Raw genomic sequence first — 15,089 nt, forward strand, 5'->3', positions numbered from 1 at the left:
TTATAAGCAAACTATGGGAAGTCCAGTTATAGTGCCAACAATCTTGTCAAAGCATCATTTTGTTATAATGCTCTTCAAAATCTGTTCTGATAAATACATCCTTAAATTTGGCAATAAATCTCTCTGAATCGATTTCTCCAAGATCTGTAATGTTTACGGAGTCAGAGTGAGACTCTCTATTTATGAACCTGAAGAAAGGTGAAAATTGTGCATCCGTTTCTTCTAATTCATCCAAGGCGGCTTTTAAAGCATCTGTCTTATGTACAAAAGAAAAGTAATACTCGAGAATATTTCTCATAATATTAGGTAAAACAATGTTATTTGTAGTGCCGTTTTGAGCATCTTTTATGATCTGCCAATATGATTGGTAATCATTTTTTATATCACCTTTCTCCATAGGTAAAATGTTACTGTTTGTATTTTTTAATACCCTAAACAAACTACATTTGTTATCAAATTTGTCATTACCTGCATTATCTTTCCCTTTAGGTAAATATTTCATCACTTCATGCAGGTAATAGAGGCTATGAGTAAGTAAGATCACTTGTGCATATTGGTAGCCTTTAATAAGTCTTTTGTGTGTGAGAGCGCCTATTTCATATATGTAATTATGAGAAAGGCTCGATATAGGATCGTCTACAACAATAATTTTCTTATTTTTTGGGGTTGGGGAGTCACTGTTTACACTTCCCTGGCACGATTCTAAAAAGTATAGATAAGTAATGAGCGTTTTTTCTCCTTCACTGAGCGACTTATATACTTTGTGACCGCTCGAAGAAGCACCTCGACATAAGTAATAATGGTTACTTTCTCCTGGTTTCTGTTTAATCTCGAAACCTTCTAAACCTATCGATTTTATTTGGTTGTTTATGCTGATTACGGACGTTTCAATATTGGTAATTAATTTACGATTTTCAGCGATAACGTCATTTTGAGTTTGAATAGCTATAGTGAGGACTTCTTCTCCCCCTTTAACTGTTTCTATATCAGTTTTAATAGATTCAATTAAAGTATCGTGAGCTTTTATAGCCACATCGTATTTTATACGAACCAAAGACCAAAACTTCTTTTTAATAGCTGCGAGAGACTCTTTTTTCTTGCTGAGCTTAGTGTTGAAAGCCCTTCTAGAAGTGTTTTTATCATTAATAATATCATTGAGAGCCTGAACTAAACCAGACGTATATTCCAGGCTAACTTTGATACTTGGATCAGCTAACTTTTGTACTAGCTTAGTAAGGTTTGCTTGTAGTACACCTGAAATTTTTTCTTTTGCCAGATCAAACTTTGTATCATTAAGAGCTGTATAGTGAGTAGCTGATAATGCTTCGTTTAAAGTTTCGATAGATTGTTCATATCCGCTTTTTAGAGTCTTTAATTCATCCTTTTTTTCTTCATATGATACGTCAAAAAGGTTGTTTATATTTTCAATTAAATCCTCATCTATAGCTTGTTGGCAAAACGGGCATTTACCTTCAGCATCATCGAGATAAATGCGCCCTTTATCAACCCAGGTAAAGTTTTGTAATTTCTTCACTAGCTCCGCTAGATAGCTTTCACTAGAGCCTACAATTACCTCAGTTAAAATGGTATTTGATTCACTTGATGCCAGGTTTAAAACAACATTAGGAATCATACTTCTTGGTACAGCACTTTTATTATTTAGCTCTTTAGATTCAGTCGCTAAACTTTCAAACGTGTACTCAGGTGTTTCGATGAGGTCTGTTTTTAGAAGTTCATCATAAAACGCAGAAGCCGAACCTTTAAAGCCAATTAAACAGTGGTCCAGATCTTTTTTGTCATGCTCTTTCTTAATCTCAAAGCAATTATTTTTAATTGTTTTAACTTGAGCTATTTCTTTATCTTCGTGCTGTTTTTTAAGCGCTTGCTTTTGGGTTCTTTGCTCTTCTAGTCTTACGATTTCTTCTTCAGCAGCACTTATAGTCTGTTCAGCCGTTACATTTGTTTCACCTAAAGTAAACACTCCCTCAAAGCTATCTTGAGAGAAGTTTTTTTCAACAAAGTCTGTGTTATAAACCTGAATTTGATAGTCTTGAGCGTTGGGTAACAAATGACTGCAATTGCTATAATTACTGTGTGTTGTGTCTTGCAAATAACTTGCTACTGTAGATTTTCCAGTACCGTTATGACCATAAAACAGCACTACTTTTTTATTTGTGTTTAAAGATACAGAAGTAGGATTTTGAAAGCTCGCTACTCCTTGCATAGAAATTGATTCGATCATATACCTAATCCTTGGTTACTACTAAAAGCGACGTATAAATTGAACAAAAAAGTTACACATATATGTGTTGGAAATCAAGTTCTATAAGTTTTGGCAGCATATGTAGATATTAGAAACAAAGAAAGGTTTAATTTTTAAATGAACTAAACACGTCTTGGGGCATAAGCCAGTTATCAATCAATGTCCGACTTTGTCATATATGTGATGGCCAAGTTTGATTATATCTTATGAGTCGACTGTTAAGATGAAAGATTGCTCTTACAATGAATAATTATCGAAATATTCCAGTGATTCTCGTTTTAGCTGTTTTGCTTTGAGTTGAGCCTGTTGCAGCTTATGAGGGCTTGGCTTAGGAAATGATAACCACTTATAGGGATAGCTTCCTTTTCTAAACAACCTACAAAGTACCGCAGAGTTGGGCACAGGGTTAAAATTACGTAATGCATCATCATTAAATGGGAAGAGTATATAAAGCTTATTACCTTCCTTTCCTTTTTTGCTCAGTATTTGGCAAGTCGCTAATATGTAGTCTTCAGTCTCGATAATCACATTGAAGTGGTTGAAGTTCCAAGAACCAGCATTGAGTACTTTCGCTTGTAATTTATACTCTCTGGCTCCGATAAATGTGGTAAATGGGAACTCTTTTGCGGGTAAACCAATAGTGCTTTTTCGAGTTAGGTAATGTATTGCTTGCTTGGTTATTTTTTTCTTGCGTTCTAATGCTCTTTGGGCAGCGAGCCGTTCAGCTTCGACTTCTTTTTCTATCTCATTTTTGAGGGTGTCATCACACCAGCTGTAAATCCAATGTGAGTAAGGTTCTATATTACGAAGCGCATCAATAACAGCTTCCATAGGTTGCTCAATGAATTGAGATAGGTCGACTTCTAACGTTGGTACTTTGTTGCTTTTTATAAAGTTTACTTTCTCATTGCTACAGTCAGCAGTGACTTTAACTTCAAAAAATATTTTTCCCACTGATGTTTCCAGTTCAACATCCATTTTGTATTTAGCTAAGGGAGACTCTACTGAACTTTGTAATATTTTGACGAGTTTTGTAGGCCGTATTTTGGTTTTACCCATGTGCTTACATTTAACTGAAGGCAGTAATATTTGCTCTTGAGAAGCTAAATATTCTTGCGCGAATCTATGCAGAGCGGTCATTAAGCAAGAGCTTTTCTCAGGCTTTGAGGTGTGCGCAAAGGAATGAGCTTTTATCTTCCCTCTGTTTCTTGCTACGAGTTCATCATCACAGCCAGGGCATGTGCACTGGCATAACTTGCCATTTGGAACTTCATCAATAGAAACTAGTTTACCTAGTTTGTTGCGTGCAAATATGAGCAATGCTTCATTCCTTGTGCACGTTTACGGTTGATTTAAAAATATACTTAAAAATTACATCCTAATTAACTAAGTATTCCTTAGTACCAAAGTGGGCGCTATACTAAGAGAATCTTAGCTATTGAAGTTAGTAGCTAAGGTACTCATGGAATCACCAACGCCCTTACGCCTTAAAGAAGCCAGAAAAGCTGCTGGTTACACCCAGCAGAAGCTTGGTCTTGCTTTAGGTATGGAGCCCAACACGGCCAGCGCAAGAATGAACCAGTACGAAAAAGGTAAGCATGCACCTGACTTTACAACCATGAAGCGTATTGCTGATGAGTTGGGCGTGCCGGTAGCTTATTTTTATTGTGAAGAAGATGTTTTAGCTGAACTTATATTGGAGCTCGGCAAATTAAACAAATCTGAATTAGAACAAAAGTTAAAAGACTTGAAATCTTCAGAGAAGTAAACTAAACCTAAACTAAGGATTCCTTAGGTTGGGTTTGAAATGCAATTCCTTTCTCAAACAACTCCATACCCTGATGAAACCATTGAAAGCTATTTGCTTCGTTTGTCTCAAGACAATGGCTATCTTGGTTTTGCTGATATGGCCGATATTTTGTGGGATTGGCTGGTAACGCAAGATCATGAGCTTGAGGGAGCTTTTCCAAACGAGCTGCAATCGGTTGATGTGTATAAGGCATCGCAGTCGAGTAACTTCCGTGTTCGGGCACTGCGGTTGATTGCGCAGTTAGCAGGGGTTGAAGCGTCTGAGCTGCTTAACTTATGTTGGCTTCGCAGTAATGCACAGTTTGGTGCTATCACGGCGGTTTCTCGTGGTGGGTTATTGGTGCCTCGTCAGTTGCTTCGCAAGTCTAACATTCCTGTTTGCACCGAATGTTTAAAGCAAGAAGCGTACATACCTTATCTTTGGCACTTAAGCGCCTATAAAGCCTGTCATAAGCATAATCAGCAATTAACCAGAATATGTGAGCAATGTGATGCTGAAGTTGATTACAGAGCGTCTGAGGTGTTTTTAGAGTGTGAGTGTGGTGCTGTAATCAAGCAAGGACCAAAAGTAAACCAAGCGGATTATAAATTGGCAAATGCCCTTGCAAGTGGTGCCGCTGCAAAACTTGTTGGGCTTATGGCTTGGTTTAGCCAGTGGCAATCTATCAGCTATGAAGACGATGAGTTTAGCGAGCTGTTTGTTAGCTACTTTTCTAACTGGCCCAGTGGGTTTGAGGGTGAACTACGTAGCACCGCTGAACTGGCGAAAATAAAACAGCTTAGGCCGTTTAATCACACCCCATTTAATGATGTATTCGGTAGCTTGCTTAAAGACAGCAAACTAGGCTGCGCTGGCTCGCAAGGCTACAACACGGTGCAGTTGGCCATCATTACGTTTTTAACCAAGCTCGTTGAGCAAAACCCAAAGAAAAAACACCCAAACTTGGGTGAGCTTCTGCTCTCTATGCTCGATGCCGCCGTAATTCTTGGTACAAGTACCGAGCAAGTGTTTAGGTTATACGAAGAGGGCTTTTTAGCAGCTGCTCAGCCACCTAAAAAGAATGCGTTTTTAAATCCGAGCGATAATGTATTTTACCTCAGACAGGTTATTGAACTACAACAGTCTTTTGCACCAAACATACCTAATAACCAACAACAATTTGTACCACCATGGTGATCAATGGAACTGCACACACTACTACAAAATACCCCAAGTAAAGAGCTTACCCAAACGCTACGAGCTGCATTTGCACCATACTCTGAATATATTGATATTACAGGGAGTGAGCCTCAAGCATTGGTGATTTTAATTAATCTCACTTACAAGCGAAAAGACATTAAAGACTTAACGAGTGTGAGTGCCGCCAAAGCCGCACTGCGTGATGAAAAACACCTTAAAACCTGTATTGATGAAGTTAAGTGGTATCACACTCATAATTTAAAATACCCTGATATTCGAGTTAGCCACCAAAGGCTATTGGCGAAAGTAGTTGATGATGGGCTTAGGGTAGTCAGTAGTAGAAGTTACCCAACGCAATTTGGCTGGTCGCACGACAGCGCTAAAATCAATTACGCTAAGTTGTTTTTAACAGGCTTTGTTTGGCGTGGTGAATATGTGTGTTTGGCACAGCTACTTGTAAAACAAGAGATTTTTTGGGTAGCACAGTTTAGAGAGCTAGGGTTACTAAAAAGGGATGTTATAGCAGTGTGTGAGCAAATAGCCGCGCAGCTCCCCTGTGAAGATTTGCCTGAGAAAATTAGTAATTACACCCCTCAGTTGCTTATTCCAATAGAGCATGACTACTTGAGTGTATCGCCCGTTGTGAGCCATGCCGTTTTAGCTGCGATGCAAGTGGCAACACGCAGCGGTTTGCTTAAACGCGGGATCATTGAACACAATCGACCTGCAAATGTGGGAGAGCTGCCAAGCGCATTGGGCGGCAGAATGAACGTGCTTAAGTACTTTGCTAAAACTTACAGTGCGACAACCGTTAACAACTACTACAGCCAAGACGAGCAACGGCTTTTTAATGTGTCGGCATTAAATAGCAAAACAGTGAGTGAGGCTTTGTTTGTGCTATCAAAGTCAAAGCCGTTTAATACGCTTAGGCAAAAGCGCTTGGCACGTATTGCTGCAACTAAGGCGTTACGAACAGCACTTTATGGATGGTTAGAAAAGCTCATAAAGTTGGCGCAAAGCGAAGCGATAAATGACTCAAACCCTGAGCTAGTAAATCTTTTAGCCACGCAAGAATACAAGCAATTAGAGCTTGCTTTAAGCCAAGAGCTCAACAAGCAAATGAGCGGGCTAAAATACTTAAAACGTTACGCTTATCACCCAGAACTAATGCCTAGGTTAAAAACGCAACTTAGCTATGTTCTATCGCATCAAAATAACCAAGAGGACGAGTTTGAGGTGGAGCATATTCAGTACGTGCATTGTCAGAATTTGCGTGTCTACAACGCCGAGGCAATGCCGAACCCTTACCTTATGGGTATGCCTTCAATCACCGCGCTTGAAGGTTTGGGGCATCAATTTCAACGCAAGCTGCAAAAGCTGTTAGGCGGTGGCATACATGTGATTGGTGTGGCTGCGTATGTGCGCTCTTATCAATTGCACAACAACAAGCAGTTGCCAGAGCCTAATAAACTCAAAAAAGATGGTCAAAAGCGTGTGCCACTGCGTTCGGCAATTATGCAAATACCTAAGTGTGATATATGTTTTGATTTGGTATTTAGGGTGCAAACTGACAATCAAGCTGTTGCTCACGACTTGTCTGAAAACTTGCTAAAAGCAGCATTTCCATCGCGCTATGCGGGTGGTACGCTTCATCCGCCATCGTTATATGAGCAAGTTGATTGGTGTCAAGTTTATGCAAAACCACTGGCATTGTTTGAGCGTATCCGCTCGCTGCCTAAAGGTGGTTCGTGGCTATATCCCACATTGGTTGAAGTGAGCAGTTTTGAAGAATTGGCTGAGCAGTTAGCGCTGCGGCCCACTATGCGACCAGCGGCATTGGGTTACTTAGCCCTTGAAGAACCACAGTCAAGGCAAGGCTCAATCACGAAGTTACATTGCTATGCTGAACCTGTTATTGGGTTGCTTGAATGTGTAGATGCGGTCACAGTTCGGCTATCTGGTGCTCGGCATTTTTTTAATCACGGGTTTTGGGCCATGCATTGCAAAAAAGCATCTATGCTTATGAAAAAAGCCAAGTTTGAGTACGACTAATGAAACTACCGCGCCAGCTCTCATACACCCGCTCACTCTCGCCAGGTAAGGCGGTGTTCTTTTATAAAACGCCCGACAGTGACTTTGAGCCACTACAAATTGAACGACAAAAAATTCGTGGCCAAAAGTCAGGCTTCGCCGAAGCCTATAAAAATGAAGCCACACCCAAAGAGCTAGCGCCACAAGACTTGGCCTTTGGTAACCCGCACACCATAGAGCTTTGTTACGTACCACCTACGGTACAGCAACTCTATTGCCGGTTTTCGCTCAGAGTCGAAGCAAATAGCCTAGAGCCGAATGTATGTGGTGAGCCAAAAGTAAGTTACTGGCTAACGCGGTTTATGAGCACCTATAAGCAACATGGTGGCTTTGGGGAGTTGGCAAAGCGCTACACCAAAAACATTCTTATGTGTGAATGGTTATGGCGAAACAAAACATCACCTAAAGTGGATTTAGAGATAGTTGGCGAAGGGTTTGACCCTATCAGCCTCACCAGAGCCAACCGTTTACGCTGGGATGGCAAATGGCGCGAGGCTGAAGATGCGTTGCATACACTCACAGAAGTGATCCAAACAGGGCTAGAAGACCCATATAGTTTTTGCTTTTTAGAAGTAACCGCGAAGCTCGACACCTATTTTGGGCAAGAGATTTACCCAAGCCAGTCATTTGCAGAAAACGATGACGTAGCAAGAACCTACGCTTACACTCAAGTAGCGGGTAAAGACGCAGCCTGCTTTCATTCTCAAAAGGTGGGGGCTGCTATTCAAATGATTGATGACTGGTACGATGAAGACGCAAGTAAGCGGTTAAGAATTCACGAATACGGCGCAGACTACAAAAACGTGATTGCCAGACGCGCACCAAGCAACAGTTTAGACTTTTATTCACTGCTAAAAAAAGTGGCGCTATATGTAAAAGAAATGGAGCAAAACGGCCTAAAAAACCAAGAGCAAGCCTTTCATATTCACTACATCGCAGCAGTTCTAATCAAAGGCGGGTTATTCCAAAGGACCAAAGAATGAGCCGAGTTTATTTCACCATTACTTACCTACCAGAAAATTGTGATGTAACCTTATTGGCAGGCCGCTGCATTGGCATATTGCACGGATTTATGAACAAACGAAGCTGCAACCACATTGGTGTAAGCTTCCCCAAATGGACCGACAAACACTTAGGCAATCAGATCGCTTTTGTAAGTGAGGATAAAGCCGCACTTAAAAACCTAAGTCAGCAAAACTACTTTGAAATGATGGCCCACGACAAGCTGTTTGAAATGTCAGCTATAAAGCCAGTACCAGTCGATGCCCCTGAAGTACAGATTATCCGCGACCAAAGCTTAGGTAAATTGTTTATGGGTGAAAAGCGCCGCCGAATGGAACGCGCAAAACGCAGAGCCGAAGCACGTGGTGAGGAGTACATTCCACAGTACGTGCTGAACGATACAGAGATTAGCACATTTCATAAGATCCCCATCGCCAGCAAAAGCAATCAAAACGACTTTGTACTGCATCTAAGGTTAGAGCCAACAGACTCAATACAAAACACCTATAACAGCTATGGCTTTGCAACAAACAAAGAATACAAAGGCAGTGTACCGTTGTTAACCTTTTAAATCTCAATAGCTTTAGGAGTGTTGTATATCAGAGAGTTACGAGCCGTCGGTAAAACAAAGGTTATTCGTTAAAAGTTAGGATAATCGTATGGAACTTATGAAGTTTTAAGCTAATTTTAATAGTGTTCTGCCGCATAGGTAGCTGGAAATTTTCCCGCTTGCATTACACCGCCGCCCGTTTAGTGTTCTGCCGCATAGGTAGCTGGAAATGAAATAAAGTATCAGCGCCATTGTCTTTGCTCGTGTTCTGCCGCATAGGCAGCTGGAAATTGCATTAGCCCGATTAGAGGCTATATCATATCGTGACCTGCCGCATAGGCAGCTGGAAATTGAGTAGTCGAAAAGCGATAAGATTGTTTTTTGTGACCTGCCGCATAGGCAGCTGAAATTAGGCCTGGAAGTAAACAACTACATCGTATGACATAAAACTGCCGAAAAGGCAGAGGCCAATTCAAAAGCCCCAGAATTTACTGGGGCTTTTTGTTCTAGCAACATATATTTTACTTTTTAGGTTGACGGAGATTAGACTAAAAGGGTTAACTAGGGCAGGTATTAGTTACTATCAACAAGCCATGAATATTAGGGAAGATATGTCATCAATTAGCAACACAATAGAGTATTTCAAAGACGACTTCTCCAAAGGTTTGTTCCCACTAGATACAAACAAAATAGTGATCACGAATAATGCTAATGCGATAAGTGATTATGTCTATCAGCAAGTGCTTAACTCAAGTTCTACTAAAGAGCATTTTCTTCCTCAAGCAAGGTGTCATGCTGCGAAGCATGGTTTGCATCTAAGACGAACTTTTAAGCTTGACCCTGTTGCAGAATTTTACATTTACGATCTGGTATACAGGAATAAATCGTCATTTAGGAAAGATTTTTCTGAAAATAGATTAAGTTTTGGGCATCGCTTTCAAGATGGAAAACCTATCCCCTTAAGCGCCGCTTATCGTAAATTTAAGAGGGCGGTATCTAAGGCTAACAGTGAGTTTGAATATGGCTTAAAACTCGATATAGCCTCGTACTTTAACTCAATTTATCATCATGACTTAGTCAAGTGGTTTGATAATGGTCGAGATCAGTCTGATGTAGAAGGTATAGGCCAGTTCTTGAGGGAAATAAATTCTGGTCGTAGCGTAGATTGTCTCCCTCAAGGAATCCACCCGTGTAAGGTGATCGGCGCTGAGTTTTTGAAATTCATTGATAACTCTAGGCTTTTGAAATCAGAGCTGACATTACGGTTTATGGATGATATTTATATTTTTTCCGACGCAGAAAAAATGATACAGCATGATTTTTTATTGATTCAGCACTTAGCAGGTGAAAAGGGGTTAAGCTTCAATAATTCAAAAACTAAACAGGGTAAAGTCGCGTTGTCAGATGTAGATGAGCAAATTGAAGAAGTGAGAAAGCAGTTGCTGCATGTTCGAACGGAGTTAGTTGAAACCTATAATGGAGAAGAAGAGGTTGAAATTGAGGAAGAGCTCACACTCGCGCCCGAACAAGAAGAATATCTCTACTCCTTACTCCACACTCCTGATTTAGAGGAAATGGATGCTGAACTGATACTCACATTCATGAGCGAAAAAGGTGAAGATGTTCTTGAGTACTTGACAGTTTTCTTTGAAAAATTTCCTAACTTAAGTAAAAAAGTATTTTATTTCTGCAAGAACATCGATGACAAAAGTGGCTTAGCTCAGGTTATGGAGAGTCATTTAGACAACTCTGAAGTGGTCACTGAGGAACAATTATTTTGGTTCGGAAAAATTGCAGAAGAACATTTGTCAGAAACTCCCGAGATAGGTTTGATTTTAATAAAGCTACTCGAACATAACTACGCTAGCGATATATCAAAAAGCAAAGTGTTAGAGTCTGCCGAACAAAGGTTTGGACTACCTGATATACGAGAACAATACTTGCGTGTAGGAAGGGCCGATTGGCTAGCATGGTCTTCAGCTGTGGGCACCAGAGGCATGAGTCGCAACAATAGGAATCACTTGTTAAAGTATTTTAGCAATGTTTCCCAAATGAATTTTCTAGTCGCATCTTCTGTAAGGGAATTGCGGTGAATATTTCTATACTTTGAGAGGTTAATAAGGGCTCTGTTCGGCTTCGGAATATGAAGCGAACTATCACGTTTACTCTAGCCCTTGAGAATAATCAGGCTTAAGCTATTGAAATAGAATGAGTCGAAAAAGTAATAATAGGAAATTTGTAAATATGAAAGATGGGAAAGCACTATTCGCACGTCTTAATGAGTTTAGAAAGAGAATCAAAGTTGATTCGTTTACTATCGCTGGTGTTCGACTAACGTTCTCCGGTATTACGGAAGAAGCAAATCACTTCAGAGAAATAGTTAATCGTATAGCTAAAGTAAACAATAAGTCACATGAAGTGTTTGTTATCTCTGCCCATAATATTGATGAAATCAAGCTCATTGATAAGATTTCATCTGATCACGAATGTGAAATTTTTGGTTGTCCAACAAAAGAGCCTGGTGGTTCAGGTGCAAACTCTGCGTATATATTAGCCTTACTTGGCGTTGACACCGCAGTAGCAGGAGCAATTGGTGAAGACGAGGATGGCCAACTTCTAGAATCATCTTTAAGACAGGCTGGTGTCAATACTGAACTACTTTACCGAGCAAGCCATTATCCATCTGGGAAAACCACAACAATAGTTGAAGAAAGTGGAAAAAGACTTATAGCAGTATCACCAGGCATAAACAATGAGTTTCATGCTCTTTGCTCCTATGAAGATATTCTCGAAAGGGCAAGCAATGCTAAAATTGTGCATTTGAGCTCGTTTGCAGGCAAAAGTGAGATCCAGCTACAGGAACAATTGGCATCAGAAGTTAAGGGTAAATCTATAGTGTCTCTTACTCCTGGCGCTATTTATTCAAAGAAAGGACTCGATAGGTTAAATGGACTGATAAAAAATGTTGATTTGGTTTTTTTGTATGCAGAGCAGCTAGAAAGTTTGGTTAATAGATCATCTGCAAAATCGTTCCTTGGAGGAGGGGGGGTTTGCGATTTCCTTGAAGCGTTATATAAATGGCGAGGTAAGAAAAAGCATACTAGTCCTTTAATTGTCGTAGTGAAGGATGCATTTGATGGAACTATGAAACACACGACAAGGAGATTTTTATCGGTAGGAGTTGGAGTCAGTGAACTAGATTCTTATATGCATCCAGAAGAGCTGGAACCAAATGTTCGCTTAGACATGCCAGATAGCACGGGTGCTGGCGATGCTGCTGTAGCAGGCTTTTTAGTTGGGATGTTAAACAGAGCAAGTATGGAGTCCTGTATTGATGCCGCATTCATAATGTCTAGCTTTGCTTCGACGCGTGTTGGTGCGAGAACAGCTTATGAGGAAGCAAGCGGTAACATAGAGAGTCTTGATAGTTTTTCGGATAACCAATCTACAGCTATAAAGTCTGAAGTTAATGTAGAGAAGAATACGCTAATTCGGGTGGATAATAATTAAGCTCTACACAGTTTTTAATATGATAGTTTGTTCATTGGGGCTCGTTATACAATAGAAGCTTGAAGGTACCCTATAGAAGAAGTAAAGCGGCTCAAAGATGTACCTGTGTAGAACTATATGTGTAGTAGCTCATATTCGACCTTGTAGTTTATAAAAATGCGCAAGTGGCGCACTATCAAGTTGTTACTGAACCGACGAGGCGAGTTCAATGGATAAAGATATAGAAGAAAATTTGAGCGATCTATACTCTGCCATTATTGAAATAGAAAGCTGCTTGGCAAAGGTTGCTTATAAATTTACAGCTGAAGAAGATTTCTCGAAAGTAAGGTCAATTAGAGAATTACAACTCGTGTATTGGAGCGAGATAATTCAAAGGTTTCATGTGTGTGGAGCAACCACCATTCTAAGGTTAAAGAAATGGTACGAAGCTATTGATAGTTCTTACAAAAGCAAGAATTATTATGGCTTTTGCGCTTCTTTAAGGGGGCTTCTGGAGGCTTGTTCAGATTCTTTTTATTCTATTGGGAAAGTCATAATTCCGATATCTGAAAATTTTTCTCACATCAAGAGTGCTATAGATGGAAAGGCAACAGAATTAGTGCTCGCCACAGAGATCGAAAATGAACTGATACATTATATTTATGGCAGGAAGCTCTCGGCATCAGAAAGGGAGTCGTTTGAAGACAGTCATAAGGCTAAGCAAGTAAGGCAGTACTTGGATTCGATCCAAAGTGAGAACTTGAATAGTTTGTACTCAGAATTATGTCAAGTATCTCATCCGTCATTGATGTCTTTCACTCCTTTTATGATGGAAACTTCCGATCATAGGCTAGTGTTACATAATGAATTTATTGATGAAGAACTCAATAAAAATCTTCTGGAACGACATAAATCGACCATTCACGAGACAACTGTGTTTGCTTTAGGGCCTGCGCTCTGTAGCTTGAAGCTAGTGAATTTGTTGTCTGGTTCGTTGCTGGAAGCGCTTCATACAGATGAGCGCGCATTTGAGAACCTTGGTGAATACGGCCTGTGGGTTAAGTTAGAGGCTATTATCGATGGCTAACAAAGCACTGTTGTCGGCCAATTGAGGGCGTTCAGAATTTTCCACTGCGCTTCAAATTTGCCGCAGAGCGCGGCCTTACCACCGTCCGCTTTTGGCAAAAAACTGACTTTGAAAACATTACTAAAAAATGTATCACTTTTTGCATTCTTTCACTTCACTTTTATGCCAAGTTATACTTCCATCAAAATGCTAAGTCATTGAAGTAACGATGACGCATTTATGCAAACTTATACTACAAACTCCAGTTTTGTTGTTTGAAGTATAAGTCTGAAAATTTGTAGTATAACCCCGCATAAAAATTGAAATATAACCCTACAAGATTAATTAAAATTCTGAGAGTTTTTCTATTTCTATTAGACAATTAAATCAATTCTGTGAAGACAACATGCATATCATTGGCTAACTCTAAAAATACTAGGAAGGGATGATCTTTGATAAGGTTTTAAGACCTCTGCTATCAAACTAGTTCATGCTGATGCGTGTGGGCTACCAACCAATCTTGATGCAGCTTGATGACGAAGCGCAGCTTAAGCTTGGCAATGTGATGGTCAATGCCATGCTACATGCCACCAAAGAGCCAGACAAAAGCAAAGCCATGACAATGCTTTCAACTTACCTTGATACTGAAGCTTACTTAAAAGACGCAGGCCTGCTCGAACAAGGAGTACAAGCGCTTGAAAGTAATACAGGCATTAGCATTAGAACATTAGCAAACATGGCAACAGCCACTTTAGGAGTAAAGAAAAATGGCTAACTCTGTTGATCCAACCTTAGTGCTGCAAGAGCTATGTGCAAGCGCCACCACAAGAACTGCCAATGCCTTAACCGTATAGAATGCAGTGCTTGAGCAACAAAGTAGAATAACGCCTCTCGACTTTTCTATGGCAACGATCGGGCGGTTGTCAAAAGAACAAGGTGGTCCATCAACACAAACCATCCGTAATCGCACAGGCAAGCATTTTCAGCAATTAATTGAGGCTTGGGCAGCCTATGCAGGCACAACCTGTAAAAAGCCGCTCTCAGTGCGCCAAAAGCAGTTATTGAACAGCAATGACCAACATATTCTCGATGCTATCGACGACCCAGTGATTAGAGCCGTAGTAGGGTCATTGATTGCCGAACGAAACAAATACCGTGACCAGCTCAATACATTAAAAGCCAACTCAGACTTGTTTATAGACAGAACCAAAGGCGATAAAACCAACACCACACTCGAAAACAAACAACTGGTACCGCTGGAAGTTGAAGCCATTAAAGCCGCAATTTCTGATGAACTTTTCAATAAACAAGGCTGGGAAGTTATGCCAACTGGACAAGTCAAAGATGCTGAGGGAAACGAGATCTATAAGCGTGGGTATGTGAATGGGTTGAGAAAGCTGCTGCGATGAAGCTTCAAATAAACTTGAAAAGTTTAGTATTCTGTCTAGCAAGAAACATTACTGTTAATAAGAGACTATTTTAAAGTCGAAGGTGGTGGACTTCCCAGACTTTGCTAGACACTAAATGAGTTACATTGTAACTTCTAATAAGAGGTGTTTTATGAGCAAAGGCAAACGCTATACCCAAGAGTTTAAAGAAGCAGCTGTTAAACAAATTACTGAGCGTGGATACTCAGTTA

At 40.2% G+C, this 15,089-nt stretch carries 12 protein-coding genes; 10 read left to right on the forward strand and 2 right to left on the reverse strand.

Annotated elements, in window-relative coordinates:
• Positions 1-46: 46 nt before the first annotated feature.
• A complete protein-coding gene (locus tag J8M01_RS03455) occupies positions 47-2,242 on the reverse strand; it encodes an AAA family ATPase (protein WP_211056998.1) in 2,196 nt (731 codons plus the stop codon).
• Between the two features lie 258 nt (positions 2,243-2,500).
• Complete coding sequence (locus J8M01_RS03460) at positions 2,501-3,583, reverse strand: hypothetical protein (RefSeq protein WP_211056999.1); 1,083 nt, start codon at positions 3,581-3,583, stop codon at positions 2,501-2,503.
• A 142-nt stretch (positions 3,584-3,725) separates the two neighbouring features.
• On the opposite strand from J8M01_RS03460, the gene J8M01_RS03465 reads away from it, so the two are divergent.
• The 10 genes from J8M01_RS03465 (at position 3,726) to gmtX (ending at position 14,859) form a co-directional block, all read left to right on the forward strand.
• Entirely contained in the window at positions 3,726-4,031 is a 306-nt protein-coding gene (locus tag J8M01_RS03465) for a helix-turn-helix transcriptional regulator (protein ID WP_211057000.1), read from the forward strand.
• 39 nt (positions 4,032-4,070) lie between these two features.
• Entirely contained in the window at positions 4,071-5,249 is a 1,179-nt protein-coding gene (locus tag J8M01_RS03470) for a TniQ family protein (protein WP_211057001.1), read from the forward strand.
• Positions 5,250-5,252: 3 nt separating this feature from the next.
• On the forward strand, positions 5,253-7,304 hold the full coding sequence (locus tag J8M01_RS03475) for a type I-F CRISPR-associated protein Csy2 (protein ID WP_211057002.1): 2,052 nt from the start codon (positions 5,253-5,255) through the stop codon (positions 7,302-7,304).
• Entirely contained in the window at positions 7,304-8,326 is a 1,023-nt protein-coding gene (csy3, locus tag J8M01_RS03480; RefSeq protein WP_211057003.1) for a type I-F CRISPR-associated protein Csy3, read from the forward strand. The genes J8M01_RS03475 and csy3 overlap by 1 nt, the downstream gene beginning before the upstream one ends.
• A complete protein-coding gene (gene cas6f, locus J8M01_RS03485; protein WP_211057004.1) occupies positions 8,323-8,916 on the forward strand; it encodes a type I-F CRISPR-associated endoribonuclease Cas6/Csy4 in 594 nt (197 codons plus the stop codon). Before csy3 ends, cas6f begins: the two co-directional genes overlap by 4 nt.
• A gap of 590 nt (positions 8,917-9,506) precedes the next feature.
• Positions 9,507-10,988 carry an antiviral reverse transcriptase Drt5 gene (gene drt5 / locus J8M01_RS03490; protein ID WP_211057005.1) on the forward strand — a complete coding sequence of 494 codons (1,482 nt, stop codon included), beginning with the start codon at positions 9,507-9,509 and terminating at the stop codon, positions 10,986-10,988.
• Between the two features lie 151 nt (positions 10,989-11,139).
• Complete coding sequence (locus J8M01_RS03495; protein WP_211057006.1) at positions 11,140-12,405, forward strand: carbohydrate kinase family protein; 1,266 nt, start codon at positions 11,140-11,142, stop codon at positions 12,403-12,405.
• A gap of 208 nt (positions 12,406-12,613) precedes the next feature.
• Positions 12,614-13,471: a hypothetical protein gene (locus J8M01_RS03500; protein ID WP_211057007.1), complete on the forward strand. Its 858-nt coding sequence runs from the start codon at positions 12,614-12,616 to the stop codon at positions 13,469-13,471.
• Positions 13,472-13,940: 469 nt separating this feature from the next.
• Complete coding sequence (locus tag J8M01_RS03505; protein WP_211057008.1) at positions 13,941-14,225, forward strand: hypothetical protein; 285 nt, start codon at positions 13,941-13,943, stop codon at positions 14,223-14,225.
• Between the two features lie 85 nt (positions 14,226-14,310).
• Positions 14,311-14,859, forward strand: coding sequence for a gamma-mobile-trio protein GmtX (gmtX, locus tag J8M01_RS03510; RefSeq protein WP_211057009.1), 549 nt, complete (start codon positions 14,311-14,313; stop codon positions 14,857-14,859).
• Positions 14,860-15,089 lie beyond the last annotated feature (230 nt).

The organism is Pseudoalteromonas sp. MMG005 (assembly GCF_018101015.1).
GTDB lineage: Bacteria > Pseudomonadota > Gammaproteobacteria > Enterobacterales > Alteromonadaceae > Pseudoalteromonas > Pseudoalteromonas aurantia.